A 21,338-nucleotide genomic window follows, 5' to 3' on the forward strand; every position below is an offset into this window, starting at 1 on the left:
GGAGACTGCATTTTTTGTTGTCTTCTAGTCAAAAAGTAAGGGTTTTCATCGTGATTCTAGCAAGGATTTGCACTAGAAATCATTCTTTCTATTCATTCTTCATCAGTCCCTATCAACATATTTTGAAATTGGGCCTAAACCCCAATATTAGGAAGATGAAAACAGGAGGAAATGAAACGATGAGGACGAGGATGAAGTGCGGCGTTGGTTTATTGATTTTTGCTTTGGTACTGAGCCTTTTACCGGTATATGATGCGAGTGCGGCAAGCACAACAATTGCTAAACGTGTAGGAAATGCAAACCCGCTCATAGACCACCACTTGGGCGCTGATCCGTTTGCGCTCACCTATAACGGAAGAGTGTACATTTATATGTCGAGTGATGACTATGAATATCACAGCAACGGAACGATTAAAGATAATTCTTTTGCCAATTTGAATAGGGTTTTCGTCATCTCTTCAGCAGATATGGTGAACTGGACAGATCATGGCGCGATTCCAGTAGCCGGAGCAAATGGGGCAAATGGCGGCAGAGGAATTGCTAAATGGGCAGGTGCTTCCTGGGCTCCATCAGCGGCGGTGAAAAAGATCAATGGGAAGGATAAATTTTTCCTTTATTTCGCGAACAGCGGCGGAGGGATTGGCGTTCTTACGGCAGACTCCCCAATCGGTCCATGGACAGATCCTATCGGAAAAGCGCTCGTCACACCAAATACACCAGGAATGTCCGGTGTTGTATGGCTGTTTGATCCAGCCGTTTTTGTAGATGATGACGGCACCGGTTATTTATATGCCGGTGGAGGCGTTCCAGGCGGTTCTAATCCAACGCAGGGACAATGGGCCAATCCTAAAACAGCAAGAGTGCTAAAACTAGGGCCTGATATGACAAGTGTTGTGGGCAGCGCCTCGACCATTGATGCTCCTTTTATGTTTGAAGACTCTGGGATGCATAAGTATAACGGAACCTATTACTATTCCTATTGCATCAACTTTGGCGGCTCCCACCCAGCAGATAAACCACCTGGAGAGATCGGTTATATGACGAGCTCAAGTCCTATGGGTAACTTTACGTATAAAGGGCACTTCCTGAAAAATCCGGGTGCATTTTTCGGGGGAGGCGGTAACAACCATCACGCTGTGTTCAATTTTAAAAACGAGTGGTATGTCGTGTATCATACCCAAACGGTCAGCTCTGCCTTATATGGAGCAGGAAAAGGCTACAGATCTCCGCACATTAATAAGCTTGTGCATAATGCTGACGGCTCCCTTCGAGAGGTTGTAGCCAATTTTGAAGGGGTCAAACAGCTTTCGAACCTGAATCCTTATCAGCGGGTAGAAGCTGAAACATTTGCTTGGAATGGACGCATTTTAACAGAGGCCTCCTCAGCCCCAGGCGGACCGGTCAATAACCAGCATGTCACAAACATTCAAAACGGAGATTGGGTGGCTGCCAGTAACGTCGATTTCGGATCAAACGGCGCAAGAACATTTAAAGCGAATGTAGCATCAAATGCAGGCGGGAAAATAGAAGTACGCCTCGGAAGCCCTGACGGCAGACTCGTCGGAACACTAAATGTCCCTTCCACAGGCGGAACGAACAACTGGCGAGAAGTAGAAACAACTGTAAACGGAGCAGCTGGCGTACACAACGTATTTTTTGTCTTTAAAGGAACGGGTGCAAACCTATTTCAATTTGATTCCTGGCGATTTACTCAATAACAAAGGATGACAAAATGATAGGAGAGTGGAAAAATTTGATGTCAATAATCAAAAAACCAATCTGCACTTTATTGGTCTGCTTCACCATGCTGTCTGTCATGTTCATCGGACCTTTCGTGACTGAAGTTTCAGCAGCAGATGCCAATATTAATATCAATGCAGAAAGACAAGTGATTCGCGGATTTGGCGGAATGAACCACCCGGCTTGGATTGGTGATTTGACCGCACCTCAAAGAGAAACTGCCTTTGGAAATGGGCAGAATCAGTTAGGATTTTCCATTCTAAGAATTTATGTAGATGAGAACAGAAATAATTGGCACAGAGAGGTCGCCACTGCCAAAAGAGCCATAGATCATGGAGCTTTAGTAATCGCTTCACCTTGGAATCCTCCAAGCCAAATGGTGGAGACCTTCAACCGTAATGGTACAACTGCAAAGCGGCTGAGATACAATCAATACGCCGCATATGCTCAGCATCTGAACGATTTTGTAACGTATATGAAAAATAATGGCGTCAACCTCTATGCGATATCAGTACAAAACGAGCCCGATTATGCACATGAATGGACATGGTGGACTCCTCAAGAAATCCTGCGTTTCATGAGAGAAAATGCCGGCTCCATTAATGCCCGCGTGATTGCGCCAGAATCCTTTCAATACCTTAAAAATATATCAGATCCTATCTTAAACGATCCGCAGGCGCTTGGAAATATGGACATTCTCGGAGCCCATTTGTACGGAACCCAAATCAGCCAGCTTCCGTATCCTCTATTCAAACAAAAAGGAGGGGGAAAAGAGCTTTGGATGACAGAGGTCTACTACCCGAATAGCGATAACAATTCAGCCGACCGCTGGCCTGAGGCATTAGGGGTTTCAGAGCATATTCACCATTCGATGGTAGAAGGGGACTTTCAGGCATATGTTTGGTGGTACATCCGCAGATCCTACGGTCCTATGAAGGAAGACGGAATGATCAGCAAACGAGGTTACAACATGGCGCATTTCTCCAAATTTGTACGCCCAGGATACATCAGAATTGATGCAACGAAAAGTCCTGAACCAAATGTTTTCGTATCTGCCTATAAAGGAAACAATCAGGTTGTCATTGTCGCGATTAACAAAAACAATGCAGGAGTCAATCAACACTTTGTGATGCAAAATGGAACTGCTTCGCAAGCGTCAAGATGGATTACAAGCAGCAACAGCAACCTTCAGCCTGGTACAGACTTAAATATATCAGGTAATCAATTTTGGGCCCATCTCCCAGCTCAAAGTGTGACCACATTTGTAGTCAAACGTTAGAATGAATTGAATCACGAAAAGCCAATTTTCTTTTGAAATGAGAAAATTGGCTTTTTTTATGCAAATAGGAAGTTGATTTTATCACTATGTACTCACATTGGGTATAATAATGACAATGACTTCAGGAGAGTGATCAATGTATGCCAAAGCTACAAAGCAAAGTATTAATCATCGATGACGAAAAAGAAATTTTAGAATTAATCAACACAGTATTAACAAGAGAAGGCATTGATCGCGTCATAACAGCTTCAACTGCCCGTGATGGTTTGGCAAAATTCCATCAAGAACAACCCGATCTTGTCATACTTGATATTATGCTGCCAGACGGTGAAGGCTATGATATTTGCAAACAAATCAGAGAGACCTCCCATGTTCCGATTATCTTTTTATCAGCAAAGGGAGAGGAATCAGACAAAATTGTAGGACTTGCCATCGGCGGGGACGACTACATTACAAAACCGTTCAGCCCAAAGGAAGTCGCCTACAGGGTGAAAGCGCAGCTGAGACGGGTCTCATACTGGCAGGCAACTCAAGCCGATGCCGTGATCAAAAAAGGGCCGTTTGAGTTAAACGAGCAGCAAGCAGAACTGACTAAAAATGGCGCGGTCATTGAGCTCACACCGAAAGAGCTTTTGCTTATGACTTATTTCCTGCAGCACCCGAACCGTGTCATCAGTAAAGAAACGCTTTATCAAACTGTTTGGGGAGAAGACTTTTTCGGTTCTGACAATACGGTAATGGTTCATATACGAAGACTCCGGGAAAAAATAGAGAATTCCCCTTCAACACCAGAGTTTCTCATCACAGTCAAAGGGCTTGGCTATAAATTTGTTGTAAAGGATGCGTAAGGATGAAATGGCGATTAACAGGCAGATATATGGTCTCTGTCATTATCGTGACCATAATCACGGTCTTTATCAACTTATTCGTATTTATGATTTGGCTCGTACTTCAGGCAAACAGCCAGTATAACGAGGAAAATACGCCCGAAACCTTCACAAGATCATTTGAACAATACGTCTCTTTTTCTGATCAAGGAATGACCGTAAACAAAGAAGGGCAGCAAGCCTTAAAACAACAGAATGCATGGATTCAAATTTTAGACGAAAATGGACAAGACGTGTATCATGCGCAGGCACCTAAAGGATTAAAGAACAAATATACACCAATAGAAATCGTGAACTTACATAAATATAAGGATAAGCAATTATTTTCGACCATTTTTGCTGGCGGAAAAAAAGTAAAAGGCAAAGAATATAGCTACTTTATCGGATTTAAAGACCCTTCTATTGGAAAATACCTATTCTCGTTCGACACGAAAGACTTAGTGACAAAATTCAATATCGGGACGATGATTTTATTATCAATCGATGCCATCATTGCGTTACTCATTGGTTACTTTTTCAGCCGGCAGCTCACAAAACCGCTCGGTCGTGCCATTCATGGCATCCAGCAGCTGGCAAACGGAGATTACACGACAAATCTGCCCGCTAAAGGAATTTATAAAGATGTCTTTTATAATGTCAATCACTTATCAGAGCAGCTCGCTTCAAGCAAAAAAGAAAAAGACAAATTAGAGCAAATGCGGGAAGAATGGATCACCCATATTTCTCATGATATTAAAACGCCGCTAGCTTCTATTCAAGGCTATGCAGAAATCATCAAAGATCCAAAGTATCCTCTTTCAAAGCAAGACATCAGACATTACGCAGGCATCATTGAGAATAAATCACTTTACATCAAAGATGTCATGGAGGATCTGAATTTAACGACAAGGCTGAAAAATAACGGCGTCATGCTAAATAAAGAGCTGGTCAACATTGTGTCACTGCTGCGGGAAACGTTAATTGATATTTTAAACGATTCAAGATATGCGGATCAGACGATTGAGCTTCAAACAAATGAAGACAAGATTATGCTGAATATTGATAAAATCCTCATTCGAAGAGCAGTTACCAATCTTATTTTAAATGCCCTCGTTCACAACGATCCTGATGTGACGATCATTGTACAGCTTGAACAAAAAGAAAAAACCCATATCACGATTAAAGACAACGGCAAAGGAATAGAAGAGGCAGAGCTGGAAAAAGTGTTTGACCGCTATTACAGAGGGACGAATACAGGAGTTTCGCATGCAGGCTCTGGTCTGGGGATGGCCATTGCAAAGGATATTATCGTCAAGCACGGCGGGGATATCACCATCCGTAGCAGCGTAGGGAAAGGAACAACAATTGATATCCAACTACCAGCATGAAAACATACAAAAAAACGGTTCTGATCAACAACAGAACCGTTTTTTTCACCTATTATTTATTCTGAAAACACTTTGATGCCTTTGACAATGTTCCAAATGAAGAAGTAGATGGCAACAAGGAATGTCACTGCATATGTCGCAATTAAGAAAGGCCCCGCATGGCTGATATCTTTCATACCAAGTAAACCTGAACCAAGGATGCCAATACCAAAAATCAAATAAGGTATGACATGCGTCCATAATGATTTTTTCGCATGATATTTCACTTCGTCCTGACCTAAGAAATAGACGATAATTGGGAACAAAAATGGTGCGAAAAAGATACTGAAGTAACATAATGATGACAAGACTTTATTTTCTCTCAAAACGTTTCACCTCTATGATTTATTAACTACTACAAACACATTGTACTACCTCAACCTTAACCTGTATTAATCCGAACCTTACAGCAACCTTAAAAAACTCATTCTTCTGGTACAAAAATGTAATCGCATCAAATGGAGAAAACCTATAAAAACAAATTGAATGATTTAAAACACCATCTCAGAGCCTTTAACCGGCTGCATGTGATGGTGTTTTTTTCACGAAAACATATCTTGACCTTGAAGTATAGTTCAACCTTTATAATGTAAATATAGAAAGACAAAATCACGAAAAAGGAGTAACGACGGAGTTGATGACTAGAGGAGAACTTGCCAAACAAACAGGAATAAGTCCTGCCGCAATTCGTTACTATGAAGAACACAACATTTTACCTGTCCCGAGACGCCGTTCGAACGGTTATAGACGATACACAGAAGATTACATTGTGAAAATTCAATTGATCAAAGATGCCAAAACATTGGGTTATTCCCTAAAGGAAATAAAAGAAATATTGGAAATGCTGAGTCAAGACATAGAACTTGATACTTTAAAAAGAATTGTACATCAAAAACATGAAGAAATTGAAAAGAAAATTAACAGTCTTCGTCTCATTCAAGGCCTTCTATCTAACTTATTAAAGACTCCTGAGAAAGAAGTACAAGTGTATCTCAAATCATTTCGTGTGATGAATCAGGATGACGAATAAACATATCTGCTTAAAGGAGAGAAAACAAAATGAGTATCGACATTTTTAATGGAGAACGTTCTGAAGAAAGTATTCAATTTGAAAAATTATTCACGTCCCAAAGTAATAAAGAGAGTTTTGCTAGTGTCGAAAAAACCAAAAACTTTCTGTCTCAAATAGAAAATATAAAGCCTTATGCAATCGGAGACGATGTGAAATTAAAAAGTGAGATAAAGGAGCAGGCTTTCGAAGGAATGCAGGTTTTCACATTGAATGACCAAAAGTCGCAAAAACAAAAGGTGATTTTATATATACATGGTGGTGCCTGGGTAAACCAGCCTCTCAATTTCCATTGGTGGTACATGGATAAAATGGCTAGGTCCCTTAACGCCAAAGTGATAGCACCTATTTATCCTAAATTACCTCATTACAGCTACCAAGATACTTATCCGAAAATCTTAAATCTATATAAAGAAATACTGAAAACGGTTGAGAGTACCAATCAATTAACGATTATGGGAGATTCAGCGGGCGGAAATATCTCTCTTGGCCTTGCGCACCTCTTAAAGATGGAAGATCTGCCGCAGCCAAAGGATATCATTTTATTATCTGCATGTGTTGATATGAGTTTAAGCAATCCTCTTATATCTGAATATGCCCTTAAAGATCCCATTTTAGCCCCTGAAGGAATAGATGTCATTACAAAAATTTGGGCAGCAGATAAAGGGATAACTGACCCATTAATCAGTCCAATTCACGGTGACTTTAACGGTCTTGCGAAGATCACTCATTTTATTGGAACACACGACATTTTATATCCAGATGCAATAAAGCTTGATGAAAAGCTAACAGAACAAGGAATTGACATGAAAACCTTTGTTTATCCAGAAATGCTGCATGTATTTGTCGTCATGCCAATCCCTGAGGCACAAGACGCTCAGGAAAAAATCATTCAGGTGATAAATAGTTAGATTCTCTTTTCACATATCAATATGCTCCAGCTTGAATATTTGAAAGCTTAGCAAAATGGACTGCTTACTGAAAGCAGTCTTTTTCCATTCAACATGAGATACATTCAGAATGTCAATTCACCTCAGATTAAATATTCCTTAAATTCCAATTTTTGTTTACAACATATGAATTTCCTATTAATATGATACATATTCGGTTCATCATCAGTTCATAAAGGAGAGTGACATGATGAGTGTTTTCTTTCTTCACCCCATGGCGCTGATCTTATTTACACTGCCTTTGTTATCTTTGATATGGGGGATTGTTGGCTACTGCATCTTTAAGCGCGTTTACATCGTTCTCATCATCACATTTGCAGTTTCCACTATTTTCATATTTGCCTATACTGGGTTTGATATTTCAAATATGTATTGGGTAGTGACGATGACCTTTTTATGCATGTGTACCTCTGTCATCACAAAAATCATTCGATATATGTATGCTCGCTATAAAAGAGCATCATAAAAAAGCTGATGTTCGCAAACATAAGCTTTTTTTGTTTCCATTCAATTTATCTTCAAGAACCGCTCATTATCTGATGTTTGGTATAATAGATCAACATATTCAAAACGGCATAGAAGGGTGAAGGGGGACACAATGCACACATTTGATCTTACTCCAAAAGATATAGAGTTAATAGACGAAGCAAAAAAGAAGATTACGAGCCTTTATGAAGATGATAAACATCATGTAGGAGCCGCTATCCGCATGAAAACAGGAGAAATGATCTCGGCTGTCCATATAGAAGCCTATATCGGACGGGTAACGGTTTGTGCAGAAGCCATTGCAATTGGCAGTGCTTTATCGAATGGATATAAAGATTTTGATACAATTGTTGCCGTTCGACATCCATATTCAGATGAAGAGGATAGAAGATTGAGGGTCGTAAGCCCTTGCGGCATCTGTAGAGAGCTCATTTCAGATTTCGGACCAGAATGTTTTGTCATCTTAGAAATAGATGGCGAACTAGTCAAAGTGAAAATCGGGGAACTGATTCCACTCAAATATACTAGAAGTTGATATACAGCCTAGACTTAGCAGCATCAAGCGTCCTCTTTGTTGTATTCTAGATAACTGAAAAATCGCTCCACAAAATCAGCCCCATGTATTTTCTCCATATGCGCCGTGTTAAAAATATATTGTTCCATATGCTCAAGCTTGCGCAGGCTGCGTACCAGTACTTTCCGGTCATCGTCAGAAAGATGAGGGTCATCATTTATCTTCGTCAATGCATATTTGACACGCGCGGAGACCTTTTCAACGTATAGATGGTTTTTAGAAGCTGGCGGAATACATTGCGACAGGTCACAGCCTGTAAAGCAAACACTGTCAAGGGTGCAGTTTTCAAAATTGGCAATCAGCTTTTGTTTACCATTTCCCTCAAACGTTATATCCACTAGCTTACCGTATGAATGCGATCATTGGCGCAAACAATAGCATGGAAACCTATTATTTCTCTGTTGAGCATGCTGCGCATTTAGATTATTGCGACATCGTGTTTACCGGTGTAAACGAAGAACTGAGAGGCAAACGGAATGCGATGGAGATGCGGAAACTTATCACAGACTATACAAGGACCTTTTTTGATCATTACATTCTGCAAAAGCCTGTACATGTGGAAAGTCTATCATACGATGGCGTGGACTTAATTAAGAAAACGAGTAGAAAGTGATGACCTAATAAGTCTCTTGTCTATTGCATGGCTGACAGGTGCTATCATGGACAGATAACAGCATATAAACTGAAAAAAAGCCTTGGAATTAGGCTTTTTTCAGTTTCTCCATGGTAGAAACTAAGAAGGATGATTTTTTATTTGTTTCTATTTCTGATCCCCAGAATATATATCCGCGACGATTTTTAAAAAAGCCTTCAAAGCACGTGTCTTATATCGATCTTTCTTCACGACAATTCCAATTTTCCAGGGAATATATTGACTGCTAATGGGTTTGACACAAATGTCATCTCTGTACTTATCCGTTAAAGGACTTGGAAGGATCGCCACTCCTAGTTCATCACGAACTAATGTCATCAGCAAATCCCATTGTGTTGTGCTGTAAGCGATTTGGGGAACAAAATGTTCCTTACGGCAGCTTTCTAAAATCACTTGACTCAACGCAAATGAAGAATCAAACAATATCCAGTTTTCCTCTTTAAGCTGTTTGAGTGAGAGCTGTTGCTCATCTTTTAAAGCGTGATTTTTTGGTAAACAAGCTACAAATGGCGCTTCAAAAATGAGTTGTTCCTCTAATTCAAGACTTTGCGCAGGTATGACAACAAAGGCCGCATCTACTTCGCCTTTCTCAACGAGTTTTTCTACATGTAAGCCGCCCTCTTCAATTATTTCGAGCGTCACATCTGGATGCTTTTTAGTAAAAGCTTTTGCCACTTTCGAAAAGAAAAAGGTTCCAATCACTTGCGGCAGTCCGATCTTAAGATGGCCGCGAATATACGTTTCTGTATCACCCAGCTCCATTTGCAGCTCATTCATTTGCTGAAGCACCGCAATCGCTTTTTCATATACAAGCTGTCCTTCATCCGTTAACCTGAAAATTCGATTTGACCGATCGAAAAGAATGACACCCAGTTTTTTCTCTAATTTTTGAATGGTTTTAGAGAGGGAAGGCTGTGCGATAAAAAGCTTTTCACTTGCTCTTGAAAAACTTCCACAATCCGCAATCGTTTTAAATATTTCAAAGTCCCGTATGTTCATTTTACCCTCCCATTATTCCAATAAGGCATACTTATTATGATGATGATATATTGTACATTATAAACGTTTATTTTTACACTGAGAATAAGGAGGGGGTAAGATGTCAACATGTAGAGTTGCTGTTGTGCAAGCTGCTTCTGTCATTATGGATAGAGAAGCATGTACTGAAAAAGCCATTTCGTTAACACTTGAGGCCGGAGAAAAAGGAGCCAATATTGTTGTATTTCCTGAAGCTTTTATACCTGCCTATCCTAGAGGACTAGCTTTTGGCGCCACAGTAGGAAACCGTTCTCCAGAAGGAAGAAAGGACTGGCTTCGTTACTTAGAAAATTCAGTTCCAGTTCCTAGTCAAACGACTGACAGATTAGGAGAAGCAGCCCGGAAAGCTGGTGTCTACCTCGTCATCGGTGTCATTGAAAGAGATGACGAATCAAGTCGCGGGACTTTATATTGTTCCGTATTGTTTTTCGGACCAGATGGAGCCTTACTTGGAAAGCACCGCAAACTAAAGCCGACTGGTTCCGAACGACTCATATGGGGAGAGGGGGATGGCAGCACACTGCCGGTTTTCGATACACCGTATGGTAAAATAGGCGCTTTAATTTGCTGGGAAAACTATATGCCATTAGCTAGAGCAGCAATGTATGCAAAAGGCGTCCAAATCTATATAGCCCCTACGGCAGATTCCAGGGAGCTATGGCAATCTACGATTCGCCATATTGCCGCAGAAGGCCGATGCTTCGTTCTATCTTGTAATCAATATGTGAATAAAGAGATGTATCCTAAAGATTTAGCCTGCTATGATGAATTAGCATCTTCTCCTGATGAAATGTGCCGAGGGGGAAGTGCCATCGTCGGTCCGTTAGGCGAATATATAAAAGAACCTGTCTATGGTCAGGAAGAGATACTGCTGGCAGATCTTGATTTGCGTGATATTTCTTCTAGTCAATTTGACTTCGATGTCGTAGGACATTATTCAAGACCTGATGTATTCCAGCTCATAGTCAATGAAGAGAAAAAAGAAAATGTAAAGTGGATGAATCGATGAAATCACAACAAAAAAAGAGCAGCCATCAGCCGCTCTTTTTTGTTGTGTCAACCTTAATGAGTTTTTAATGGACCTTTTGTGATATGAGAAAGCTGAGCATTAATCTCAAAGATTTTAGCATTGATGTCTGTTATTCCAAAGCTAGTAATTCTTTTAGAATGCATATCAAGGTAGTTTTCAGCTGCTTCTTTTGTTTCGAATAAGTAGATTCCGCCAGCCTCATTTTTCTCCGGATTCTCTGTCCATATTTTCCATATGAATCCGTCTTCCTCCTTCATACTTTTCGCTAAATCAGAAAACTCTTTTGCCATTTCATCACCGAAAGGGCCCTTCATTTTAAAATCCACCTGTAATAAGTGTGCCATCGTCATTCTCCTTATTTTGAAGTTGTAAAATAGACTTCCCCAAGCACTTCTTTCATTTGATACTGCTGTTGCTGAAGTTCCTTCTCCATAAAAAGCCTTACATCTGATTGGTCAACATCGTACATCACTTCAATTTCTTTAGAAAATAAAAGCTTTTCTTTTTCGAGCAAGGAAGAAACAGCTGGGCGCTTTTTCGGTTGAAGTTTTTCTGTATTTAAAGCTTGCTTTAATCCTTCAAGATAGACTTCAAATGTGTGGCTACCCGTCATTTTGACGCCTTTATTTTCTTCGTTGACGAAGATGATCGTTGGGAAACCTCTAGCACCAAGATCTCGAACAAGAGCAAAATCTTGATTTAATAATTCTTGGCCGTTTGGGAGTTCGGCTTCATGTACAATCACATCTCCGTTAAGTCCAAGGTTGTTGACGATGTCAATCAACACGGTGATATCAGATATATTTTGATTGAAGGCAAATAGCGCTTCTCTTGCACAGCGTAAAAAAGTATAAGCTAGTGCATCATCATGATGTTTTTGAATTACTTTGAACACGCGAGAGGGCGGGTAGGAAGATTGAACAGGATTGTCAATCATTAAAGACCCATCAATTGGCATGCGGGAATGTTCTCCAACCTCTCTCCAGTGACCAGCAACATCGGCAGGTTTATAAATTCCGTTTGCCGGATCAATTGGACCGTCATGCCATTTCTCTAGCAGTCCACCCAACACAGTTTGGAAATGAAAATAATGTCCATATTGCTCTTTAAAACGACGCAGGACAGGTTCAATTGCCCAGCAATGCGAACAAATCGGATCTGTTACATAATAGAGCGTTATTGTTTTTTTAGGCTGCTGAAAATCAATGACCTGGATATCCTCATCTTCACCTACACCACATACACCTGTTTCTATATCACAAAACATTTCATTGTTTTTCAATTTCATTTACCTCCTCAATTTTTGCAAGGAAACGCTATTTCCTAGAAGTTGTTTGAATCAATCATTTGCATTACAATTAGATCTTAAAACACAACGAGTAAGACCAACACCAATAATTTCTTCAATTTGTTGTTTATCCAACAGATTGATAGATGTGTTGAAAAAGGAGGAGGGATAAGATGATGCAGTCAAAGACAGATCCTCGGGTTCTAAGAACGCGTAAGTTAATCATGGAGTCTTTTATGAAACTTTCATCGAAAAAGGAATTTAAGGATATTACGATCAAAGATATCACGGCAGAAGCCATGATCAACCGAGCGACGTTTTATTATCATTTTGAGGATAAATACGATTTACTGGATAAAACGCTATCAGAAGTATTATTGATTAATTTAGAAAGTATTCATTTCAATCATCGTAAACTAGATGAAGATACGATTATCAATATTTTTAAAGCACTAACGAATTTTCAACAATCTCTGCATAACCGCTGCCAAGTAGAATATGAAACGGAACTTGCTCCTATTGTTAGGGAACAGCTTGAAATTATTTTTTATCAATTGTTAATCAATCAATATACAAATGTCGAAAAAAGCAAATTCTGAAGGTCACAGCTGTTTTTTTAAGCTGGGGAATTCACGGAGCTTCTGTTGAGTGGAGAAAAAATAGTTCGCACATATCATCAAAGGAGTTTATCAAATCAGCAGTGCCATATATTTTGTCAGGAATTGATTTTAAACAAGCAGATAGTTGATTTGACAATTTTTCAAAGGCTTCACTAATATAAATGCTATAGCATATAAAATTTCATAGAGGGTGTTTACATGGATTTACAAGATTTAATAGGTTATCTCGTTCATCGTACTGATCTCAAAATGACAAATTATTTTACGAACAGGTTAAAGCCTTACGGGGTCACTCCTGAACAATGGAGTATTATCAGTATTCTGAGCAGTGAAAAGGGGACTACTCAAAAAGAATTGGCAGAAGGAATTGATAAAAATCAAACGACTGTCGTCAGAATGATCCAGTCAATGGAACGAAAAGGACTTGTCAAAAAAATCTATAATGAACAAGACCGGCGCTCGCATCACCTGCTTTTAACAGAAAAAGGGGACGAGGTCAAAAAAGCCATTCTTCCTGTTGTCATGGATGCACATCAAACGGTGACAAAGCAATTAAGCGATGAAGAGATTCAACAATTAAAATTACTTTTGAACAAATTATTTCATTCAGACTATCCATCTTGATAAATCTGTAAAGTAAGAACCACCTCTATTTATGTACGATATATGCTATGACATATAAATTTCACCATTTAATGTGGAAGTGAGATTTTATAAAGATGACTCCAGAAAGCTATGTCCATTGAACAACACCTTTTTGGTCAAATAACTGAGAAAGATGTGATCAAGATTTTCATTCTTATTCTACAAATTGTATTGGCCGCTTTCTTTTTTGTAACAGGGTCGAAAATTATATCAGGAAAAATGGCAGAAGAGTTCAAACGATTTGGTTTACCTGCTTTTTTTAATGTGTTAACTGGAGCCTTTGAGCTCATCGGCGCAGCTGGAATGCTGATCGGTATATGGATGCCAACAATAGCAATATTATCAGGCTTATTGTTAGGAGGCACGATGCTGGCAGCTGCCTTTACTCTAATCGTATTAGCCAAAGACCCCTTCAAAAAAGCAATCCCTGCACTTGTGTTATTCGCTCTCAGTATCGGGGTCAGCTTGTACCACATTCTTTAAGTTCATATCAAGGTAAGTCACAAAACCTAAATAAATCTCCATTGTTCTAATGGCGGCTGTTTAGGTTTTTTAGCGGTTGAATTGTTTTCGAAGAACTAGACATGAGACAGCGAATACTGCGAAAGCGCTCGCTGATCCCGCAGCAAACACCAGCTCAAATTGTTCTGGTTTGGACTTGAATAACATAGGGACAGAAAGAATGAGAGCGGCACCACTAAAACTCAATCCTAATATTAACATTGCAAATAATTTATTCATAGAAACACCTCTTACACTCAGAATTAGAACAATGCGACTGCTTCAAGAAGCATTGTGATGATTCGACATCCTTTCACATTCCTAGTTGGAGTGTATCATATGGCGGCGGGCGATTGGTTTCTTTTCATTAAAGTACACAATCGTGAAATAAACTTTTTAAACGAACACTGTTCTTCGCGAACAGTGTTCGTTATAATATAAATGTGATGGGGTTTTAAAACGATTTCCATAAAGAAGAGGAGATGCATACGATGACGGCATTATCTAAGGACCAAAAGAAGATCGCTATTATTGGAGGGGGACCTGGGGGGTTAACACTCGCCTTAATTCTGCAAAATTACGGTATACAAACGACCATCTATGAACGAGAGATGCATGACAAGAGTCTTGAAAGAGGGGGCTCACTGGATATTCATGAAGAAACAGGTCAAAAAGCTTTAAAAGAAGCAGGAGTTTATGAGGAATTTCAAAGGAACGCCCGCTATGAAGGAGAAGATTTCCGCTTACTTGATAAATCAGGAAGAATTTATTTAGATGAAGAAACGGAATCAGATCAAAAAGGTACCCGCCCAGAAATTGATCGTGGTGTTTTGTGCGAACTGCTGTTAGATCAAATTGATGCTGAAAACATCAAATATGGATATAAACTAGAAAGTTGCGTTTCATTAGAAAGCGGCATGACGGAGCTTCATTTTGAAAACGGAGTTGTCGAGACAGTTGATCTTGTAATTGGGGCAGATGGTGCTTTTTCTCGTGTGCGTCCTCTGTTAACAGATATTGATATTGAATACGCCGGACTCACGATGCTGGAATTGAATATCCTCAACGTAGAGGTGAACCACCCTGATTTAGCTGCATTTAATAAACGTGGTAAGATGTTTGCTTTAGCAGACCATAAAGGACTGATTGGTCAGTTAAACGGAGATGGACGAATCAAAGTGTATGCAAGCCTTATGGTAGAACGTAACTGGATTGAGACTTGTGGTATTCCGTTTCATCAAGCGAAAGAAGCAAAAGAACAATTATTACAGTTATTTAGTGATTGGGACGATCAGCTGAAAAATTATATTCGTTATGCAGAAGATGCCATCATTCCAAGACGGATTTATACGCTTCCTGTCGGTTTTAAATGGAACCGCCATAAAGGAGTAACGCTTATCGGTGATGCCGCTCATGTCATGTCGCCATTTGCAGGGGAGGGTGTAAACATGGCGATGTTTGATGCAATGGAGCTTGCAATTGCAATTGTCCGAAATCCTTATCATATTGAAAAGGCTATTGAAGAATACGAAGACATGATGTACGAATATTCATCGGAGAAAGCTCATGAATCAGAAAAAAGTTTAAAACTGTGTTTTTCAAAAGATGCTGCAGTCAAGCTTGCTGAAATGATGAATTCTTTTCAAGAGAACGGTGATTGATGCTCAATTTACTATTTGACTTTGACATGTTATAAAGAGATTATGAACAATTCAAATCGTCGTATTATAAGTCGTCGGTCTCGGCCGGCAAAAGAGCCCTTAAGCCGTGAACTCATCGTGAAAACCGCCTATGAGCTTCTAAAGGAGCAAGGGTTAGAGGGCATGAGTATGCGTAAAGTGGCTAAAGCACTCGATACGGGTCCTGCATCCTTGTATGTCTACGTGAACAATTTTCAAGAACTAAGTGCTTACGTATTGGATTATGGTCTCGGCCAAATGGTTTATCCAGATTCAGTGAATGGCACATGGAAAGAACAGTTATTTGACATATTGCATACTTATTTCCTACTGTTATTCGAAAAACCTGGTCTTGCTGAAATTTCTCTTTCCACCATCCCGCAAGGAACGAACTTTTTACAGTTGACCGAACATATTCTCGCTGCATTGCATGAAGGCGGGATCAAATCTACATCCGCTGCATGGGGAGTAGACATGTTACTGTTATACGTATCTTCCGTAGCATACGAAAAGGTCTCTTGGAAGAAACACGGCTCTTCGCAGATTTCAGATACAAAAAAAGCATTTCATGATGCAGACAAAACTCGGTTTCCTTTCATCCATAGCCTGAAAGAAGAAATGTTTGCAGGTGATACCGTATCAATGGAACGGTTCAGGTGGGGAATTGAAGTCATTTTGTATGGAATCCAGCAAGAAGTCAATTAGAAAGGAGCAAAGAAAAAGCAGTCAATGGCTGCTTTTTTATATTTTCTCAATACATATAAAAAAATCTACATATTGTTTTTATATATAAAAAATTATATAATCTAGTGGAATAAACAAATGAGGTGCTTAGGCATGGAAAATACGAAGAATTTATTAGAGAGTTATATTCCTTTAGCAAAATCTACGGCAAAAATGTTTGGACCAAATTGTGAAGTAGTTATTCATGATTTAACGAACCCTCAAGCATCTGTCATGTTTACAGTCAATCATCATGTGACGGGAAGAAAAATCGGTCAATCATTTGATCATTTGGTAAAGACAGTTTTACAATCAGAAGATTTTAAAGAAGATTATCTTGCTGGGTATACATTTAAAACCGAAGACAACCGTACCATTCGTTCTTCGACTTCATTAATTCGTGATTCGAAGCAAAAGGTGATCGGTGCATTCTGTATCAATTTTGATGTTGAAGCATTGAATCAAATGCAGCAATTTATGGATACTTTTCTTTCTACAAAAGTTGAAGTTCAAGAGAATGAAACAACATCAAATGATGATCTTGAAAATGTGGAAGGAATCGTAGATCAATTGATTCAACAGATCATTCAAAACAGTGTTCACCCAGTCATGAAACGCCATGAAAAAATTGAATTAATAAGGTTCATGGATGAAAAGGGAATCTTTTTAATGAAAGGTTCCGTTGAGAAGGTCGCATCTATGTTAGGTATTTCTAAAGTCACCGTCTATAGCTATTTGGATGAGATCAAACATAAATCGAATGAAGGGGAAACGAAATGAAAAGCATCCTTGAGGTAGGGAATCTAACATCCAACGGACACTATGCATTCGCAACCATTCATCAAAACACGGTCTATGTTTCAGGACAATTTGCCATCAATCCCGAAACAAGAGAAAAAGAATTCGGCACCATTGAAGAAGAGACATTACAAGCACTTAAGAATGTGGAAATGATTGTAGAAGCAGCTGGAAGTAAAAAAGAAAAGATTTTGCGTATGACATTATACATTTCGGATATTCATTTATGGGACAAAGTAGATGCGGTTTATACTGAATTTTTCGGTGAACATAGACCAGCACGTACTGTTGTACCAACGAATGAATTACATTTTGGTTTCAAGATTGAAATTGATGCTATTTCTTATATTTAGAATATTTTTTTGCCCATGATATATAAAAAAGTATATTTCATATAAAAAATTATTCAAAGGGACTGATGATTGATGAATCAATTGATTTGTAACGATTGTGGGACAAAGTATGAGATGACACCCACTCTATGGAAATGTGATTGTAACGGAGTATTAAACCTGGTGAAAGATACCCCTAAAATAGATATTGCGGCTTGGGATCACTATCCAAACTCATTATGGCGTTATGCTGAAACGATGCCATTTTCAAAAGGTTCTAAGACTTGGGAATCTGTGACAATGGGTGAAGGTCAAACTCCGTTAATCGTTTTAGATCCTAATGAGCCAAACACTTATGTAAAAGTTGATTATATGATGCCTACGCTCTCCTTTAAAGATCGAGGAGCTGCTGTTTTAATGACAAAGGCAAAGGAATTAGGGGTATCAAAAGTCATTGCGGATAGCAGCGGGAATGCAGGAACAGCAATTGCCGCTTATGCAGCTCGTTGCGAGATTGCATGTGACATCTATCTAAGCGATGAAACTTCACCTAAAAAGGTCGCTCAAATAAAAGCCCATGGAGCAACGATTAAAGAAATTCACGGTACACGAGAGGATATTGCAGCCGCGGCGCAAAAAGCAGTAGACGACGAAAACGTTTTTTATGCAAGCCATGTGTATAATCCTTATTTTTTTGAAGGAACAAAAACATACGCCTATGAAATTTATGAACAAGTAAAAGGAGCACCTGATGCTTTAATCATTCCGGTTGGAAATGGTACTCTCCTCCTAGGTGCTTATTATGGTTTTAAAGAGTTATTTGAAAATGGTCTGATTCATAAAATACCGAAAATCATTGCCATACAAGCGAAAAACTGTGCACCTCTTGTGAAAGCTTATCAAAATAAAGAGGAATCAGCATCGCCTGTTACGAATACAGGGACCTTAGCAGAAGGGATAGCCATTGCTGCCCCGGCACGCTCCAAACAAATTCTAGAAGCTGTACAACATACCAATGGTACATTTATAGATATTGAAGAAGATGAGATATTGAATGCTCGCTCTAAATTAAGTGAGAAAGGATTTTATGTGGAAGTGACATCTGCGGTCAATTTTGCTGGCTACATGAAATATAAAAAGGAATCAAAAGAAAAAATCGTCATACCTCTTTGTGGTGCAGGAATTAAATCAAAATAACCAGATATGACTAATACAACTGATCCGGAATTGGCTAGATGATGATATAGATAAAATGAACGCTCTCTATAAATAGAAGGGTATCTCAAAAGAGATGCTCTTTTTCTTGCCTAAATGTACAATCCCTTTTGCCCAAAAGTACAATTTCAATCAACTATTTCATTACGTAGAATAAAGAGGTGAATATCATGAATTCGATGAAAAAGGAGTAAGTGAATGGCTAAATTTTTATATAACTTAGGAAACTTTGCTTTTACTAAGCCTAAACGAATGTTAATCGGTTGGTTACTTATTTTAGTAGCTGTAGTTGCAGCAACAATAGGGACAGGCGTTTCATTTAATGGAGATATGTCGATTCCAGGAACAAAATCTGAAAAAGCGATGGATCTCTTGGAAAAGAAGTTCCCAGCAGGTGATGATGGGGGAACGATTCGTCTGATATTTAAAGCACCTAAAGATAAAACTTTAGAAGCAAAGAAAGTGAAACATAAAATTAATGAGACGATAAAAGAAATTAAAAAGGATAAAGCAGTTAAGCAAGTGACCGATTTATATGAGACCTTTACGATCAGTAAAGATAAGAAAATAGGATATGCGGATATTACGTATCGAGTGAAAGCGGATAAGGTAAAGGAATCCTCAAAAGAGAAAGTATTAAATAGCATAAAGATTTCAAAAGATGCGGGCATCCAAACGGAATTAGGCGGCTCCGTCACATTCTCTGAAATTGAAGTAGGCGGAATTTCTGAAATCATAGGGATTGTCTTCGCCTTCTTGATTTTAGCCTTTACATTTGCTTCACTTTTGGTCGCAGGATTACCAATATTGACGGCTGTGATTGGGTTAGTAATAGGTGTTATGGTCATTTTAATCACCTCAAACTTTGTAGAAATGTCTGCATTTAGTCTCACATTAGCGGTAATGATTGGTCTTGCAGTAGGAATTGATTATGCACTGTTTATCATTTCAAGATATCGACAGCTGTTAGCAGAGGGCTACAATTTAAATGAGGCTGCGGCTAGAGCTGTGGGTACCGCGGGAAGTGCTGTATTATTTGCGGGCGTCACTGTCATTGTTGCATTATGTGGACTTGTATTAGTTGACATACCATTTTTAGGCATAATGGGCCTTGTGGGAGCCTTTATGGTACTATCTGTTATGCTTGTTTCTCTCACGATTGTTCCAGCTATACTAGGGCTTCTTGGAGATAAGGTGAGTCCTTCTAGGCAAAATAAGTTATTTTCTAAATTACAGCCAAAAAAAGAGAAAAAAACAATGGGCTGGGCAAGATTTATTCAAAAGCATCCGGGTAAAATATTGATAGGTGTCATTTTATTGACAGGATTGGTAAGCTGGCCAGCACTTCATATGGAGCTTGGTCTTCCAGACAACGGTATGAAAGGTAAAGAAACAACTGAACGTAAAGGATACGATCTTTTAGCAGAAGGATTTGGCAAGGGGTTTAATGGGCCACTTGTTGTCATCATAGATGCCTCTCAAGCAGATAAAACGATGAAGTCCAAGTCCATCGAGGAATCATCAAAATTGTTAGAAAAAATGGATGGTGTCAAACAAATAACGCCGGCGATCCCTGATCTATCGGGTGAGTACGCAATGTTAACAATCTTACCTAGAAGTGGTCCTGAGGAAAAAGAAACGAAGCAATTAGTGAAAGACATTCGAAATGAATCGAGTGTGACTGATACAGAGTTTCTTGTGACTGGTTCTACTGCCGTGAATATAGATATTTCAAATAGACTCAGTGAAGCATTACCGAAATTTGCAGGAGTCATTATTGGATTTGCTTTTGTGTTAATGATCCTTGTATTTAGATCATTCCTTGTTCCATTAAAAGCTGTACTAGGCTTTTTAATGACATTAACTGCTACATTAGGTTTTGCAGTCTTTGTTTTACAGGATGGACACCTTGCCTCATTGTTTGGAATACCTGCAGCAGGACCGTTGTTAAACTTTATGCCTGTACTAGTAACAGGAATATTATTTGGTCTTGCAATGGATTATGAAGTATTTTTAGTTAGTAGAATGAGGGAAGAATTCCTTCTATCTCATGATGCGAAGAAATCGGTTATTTCTGGATTACAGCATAGTGGCAGGGTTGTAACTGCAGCAGGCTTAATTATGATTTTCGTTTTCGCAAGCTTTATTTTTGCTCAAGACTTGATTATTAAAACAATGGGATTAACATTGGCATTTGGGGTTTTATTCGATGCATTTGTCATTAGAATGACCTTTATCCCTGCTTGTATGATGCTATTAGGGCGGGCAAATTGGTACTTACCAAAATGGCTGGCACGATTGCTTCCGCATATTGATATTGAAGGAGAGTCAATTGCTCAAAAAGAAAAGAAGATTATATAATGTATTCTTTTTAAAATGTTAAAATCCTAATACCGCCATTGCCTCTTTAAAAGGCGGGCGGTATT

Annotated in this window: 23 protein-coding genes and 2 pseudogenes; 19 read left to right on the forward strand and 6 right to left on the reverse strand. The window is 39.0% G+C overall.

Annotated elements, in window-relative coordinates:
- Nucleotides 1–179 precede the first annotated feature (179 nt).
- The 4 genes from MHI60_RS17360 (at nt 180) to MHI60_RS17375 (ending at nt 5,273) form a co-directional block, all read left to right on the forward strand.
- Nucleotides 180–1,718, forward strand: coding sequence for a glycoside hydrolase family 43 protein (locus MHI60_RS17360; protein ID WP_144470687.1), 1,539 nt, complete (start codon nt 180–182; stop codon nt 1,716–1,718).
- A 35-nt stretch (nt 1,719–1,753) separates the two neighbouring features.
- A complete protein-coding gene (locus MHI60_RS17365; protein WP_144470685.1) occupies nt 1,754–3,019 on the forward strand; it encodes a glucuronoxylanase in 1,266 nt (421 codons plus the stop codon).
- A 140-nt stretch (nt 3,020–3,159) separates the two neighbouring features.
- On the forward strand, nt 3,160–3,867 hold the full coding sequence (locus tag MHI60_RS17370; protein ID WP_056766670.1) for a response regulator transcription factor: 708 nt from the start codon (nt 3,160–3,162) through the stop codon (nt 3,865–3,867).
- A 2-nt stretch (nt 3,868–3,869) separates the two neighbouring features.
- Complete coding sequence (locus MHI60_RS17375; RefSeq protein WP_144485367.1) at nt 3,870–5,273, forward strand: HAMP domain-containing sensor histidine kinase; 1,404 nt, start codon at nt 3,870–3,872, stop codon at nt 5,271–5,273.
- A gap of 56 nt (nt 5,274–5,329) precedes the next feature.
- Here the strand turns inward: MHI60_RS17375 and MHI60_RS17380 are convergent, their stop codons facing one another.
- Nucleotides 5,330–5,638 carry a DUF4870 domain-containing protein gene (locus MHI60_RS17380; protein WP_025093214.1) on the reverse strand — a complete coding sequence of 103 codons (309 nt, stop codon included), beginning with the start codon at nt 5,636–5,638 and terminating at the stop codon, nt 5,330–5,332.
- Nucleotides 5,639–5,949: 311 nt separating this feature from the next.
- Between MHI60_RS17380 and MHI60_RS17385 the strand changes: the two genes are divergently transcribed.
- The 4 genes from MHI60_RS17385 (at nt 5,950) to MHI60_RS17400 (ending at nt 8,352) form a co-directional block, all read left to right on the forward strand.
- Nucleotides 5,950–6,342: a MerR family transcriptional regulator gene (locus MHI60_RS17385; protein ID WP_144470680.1), complete on the forward strand. Its 393-nt coding sequence runs from the start codon at nt 5,950–5,952 to the stop codon at nt 6,340–6,342.
- Nucleotides 6,343–6,371: 29 nt separating this feature from the next.
- The gene (locus tag MHI60_RS17390; protein WP_144470679.1) at nt 6,372–7,292 is read left to right on the forward strand and encodes an alpha/beta hydrolase; all 921 of its coding nucleotides are present in this window, start codon (nt 6,372–6,374) and stop codon (nt 7,290–7,292) included.
- Between the two features lie 229 nt (nt 7,293–7,521).
- Nucleotides 7,522–7,797 carry a DUF2651 family protein gene (locus MHI60_RS17395; protein WP_056766664.1) on the forward strand — a complete coding sequence of 92 codons (276 nt, stop codon included), beginning with the start codon at nt 7,522–7,524 and terminating at the stop codon, nt 7,795–7,797.
- Nucleotides 7,798–7,929: 132 nt separating this feature from the next.
- On the forward strand, nt 7,930–8,352 hold the full coding sequence (locus MHI60_RS17400; RefSeq protein ID WP_144470677.1) for a cytidine deaminase: 423 nt from the start codon (nt 7,930–7,932) through the stop codon (nt 8,350–8,352).
- A gap of 23 nt (nt 8,353–8,375) precedes the next feature.
- Here MHI60_RS17400 and MHI60_RS17405 read toward each other — a convergent pair whose 3' ends face one another.
- Nucleotides 8,376–8,729, reverse strand: coding sequence for a hypothetical protein (locus tag MHI60_RS17405; protein WP_263640213.1), 354 nt, complete (start codon nt 8,727–8,729; stop codon nt 8,376–8,378).
- Nucleotides 8,730–8,740: 11 nt separating this feature from the next.
- On the opposite strand from MHI60_RS17405, the pseudogene MHI60_RS17410 reads away from it, so the two are divergent.
- Nucleotides 8,741–9,004: pseudogene (locus MHI60_RS17410) on the forward strand (choline esterase); the annotation flags it as partial.
- A 147-nt stretch (nt 9,005–9,151) separates the two neighbouring features.
- On the opposite strand, the gene MHI60_RS17415 reads toward MHI60_RS17410, so the two are convergent.
- On the reverse strand, nt 9,152–10,042 hold the full coding sequence (locus tag MHI60_RS17415) for a LysR family transcriptional regulator (RefSeq protein WP_144485365.1): 891 nt from the start codon (nt 10,040–10,042) through the stop codon (nt 9,152–9,154).
- A gap of 100 nt (nt 10,043–10,142) precedes the next feature.
- Here MHI60_RS17415 and MHI60_RS17420 point away from each other — a divergent pair, with 100 nt between their 5' ends.
- The gene (locus tag MHI60_RS17420) at nt 10,143–11,090 is read left to right on the forward strand and encodes a carbon-nitrogen hydrolase family protein (RefSeq protein WP_144485363.1); all 948 of its coding nucleotides are present in this window, start codon (nt 10,143–10,145) and stop codon (nt 11,088–11,090) included.
- A gap of 53 nt (nt 11,091–11,143) precedes the next feature.
- Here the strand turns inward: MHI60_RS17420 and MHI60_RS17425 are convergent, their stop codons facing one another.
- Nucleotides 11,144–11,455 carry a monooxygenase gene (locus tag MHI60_RS17425; protein ID WP_095408645.1) on the reverse strand — a complete coding sequence of 104 codons (312 nt, stop codon included), beginning with the start codon at nt 11,453–11,455 and terminating at the stop codon, nt 11,144–11,146.
- An 11-nt stretch (nt 11,456–11,466) separates the two neighbouring features.
- Nucleotides 11,467–12,393, reverse strand: coding sequence for a DsbA family protein (locus MHI60_RS17430; protein ID WP_144485361.1), 927 nt, complete (start codon nt 12,391–12,393; stop codon nt 11,467–11,469).
- Nucleotides 12,394–12,572: 179 nt separating this feature from the next.
- Here MHI60_RS17430 and MHI60_RS17435 point away from each other — a divergent pair.
- The 3 genes and pseudogenes from MHI60_RS17435 (at nt 12,573) to MHI60_RS17445 (ending at nt 14,147) form a co-directional block, all read left to right on the forward strand.
- A pseudogene (locus MHI60_RS17435) lies at nt 12,573–13,147 on the forward strand (TetR/AcrR family transcriptional regulator).
- 70 nt (nt 13,148–13,217) lie between these two features.
- Nucleotides 13,218–13,643, forward strand: coding sequence for a MarR family transcriptional regulator (locus tag MHI60_RS17440; protein ID WP_095408642.1), 426 nt, complete (start codon nt 13,218–13,220; stop codon nt 13,641–13,643).
- 111 nt (nt 13,644–13,754) lie between these two features.
- Nucleotides 13,755–14,147: a DoxX family protein gene (locus MHI60_RS17445; protein WP_144485359.1), complete on the forward strand. Its 393-nt coding sequence runs from the start codon at nt 13,755–13,757 to the stop codon at nt 14,145–14,147.
- 69 nt (nt 14,148–14,216) lie between these two features.
- On the opposite strand, the gene MHI60_RS17450 is transcribed toward MHI60_RS17445, so the two are convergent.
- On the reverse strand, nt 14,217–14,405 hold the full coding sequence (locus MHI60_RS17450) for a hypothetical protein (protein WP_144485357.1): 189 nt from the start codon (nt 14,403–14,405) through the stop codon (nt 14,217–14,219).
- Between the two features lie 251 nt (nt 14,406–14,656).
- Between MHI60_RS17450 and MHI60_RS17455 the strand changes: the two genes are divergently transcribed.
- From MHI60_RS17455 to MHI60_RS17480, 6 genes are all read left to right on the forward strand, one after another.
- Nucleotides 14,657–15,826, forward strand: coding sequence for an NAD(P)/FAD-dependent oxidoreductase (locus MHI60_RS17455; RefSeq protein ID WP_144485355.1), 1,170 nt, complete (start codon nt 14,657–14,659; stop codon nt 15,824–15,826).
- Between the two features lie 42 nt (nt 15,827–15,868).
- Nucleotides 15,869–16,549 carry a TetR/AcrR family transcriptional regulator gene (locus MHI60_RS17460; RefSeq protein ID WP_186318642.1) on the forward strand — a complete coding sequence of 227 codons (681 nt, stop codon included), beginning with the start codon at nt 15,869–15,871 and terminating at the stop codon, nt 16,547–16,549.
- 132 nt (nt 16,550–16,681) lie between these two features.
- Nucleotides 16,682–17,347 carry a helix-turn-helix transcriptional regulator gene (locus MHI60_RS17465; protein WP_095408638.1) on the forward strand — a complete coding sequence of 222 codons (666 nt, stop codon included), beginning with the start codon at nt 16,682–16,684 and terminating at the stop codon, nt 17,345–17,347.
- On the forward strand, nt 17,344–17,718 hold the full coding sequence (locus MHI60_RS17470) for a RidA family protein (protein WP_144485353.1): 375 nt from the start codon (nt 17,344–17,346) through the stop codon (nt 17,716–17,718). Before MHI60_RS17465 ends, MHI60_RS17470 begins: the two co-directional genes overlap by 4 nt.
- Before the next feature lie 72 nt (nt 17,719–17,790).
- Complete coding sequence (locus MHI60_RS17475) at nt 17,791–18,894, forward strand: threonine synthase (protein WP_144485351.1); 1,104 nt, start codon at nt 17,791–17,793, stop codon at nt 18,892–18,894.
- 216 nt (nt 18,895–19,110) lie between these two features.
- Entirely contained in the window at nt 19,111–21,273 is a 2,163-nt protein-coding gene (locus tag MHI60_RS17480; protein ID WP_144485349.1) for an MMPL family transporter, read from the forward strand.
- Nucleotides 21,274–21,338: the final 65 nt, after the last annotated feature.

This window comes from Bacillus sp. FSL K6-3200 (assembly GCF_038630485.1).
GTDB classification, from domain to species: Bacteria; Bacillota; Bacilli; order Bacillales; family Bacillaceae; genus Bacillus; species Bacillus safensis.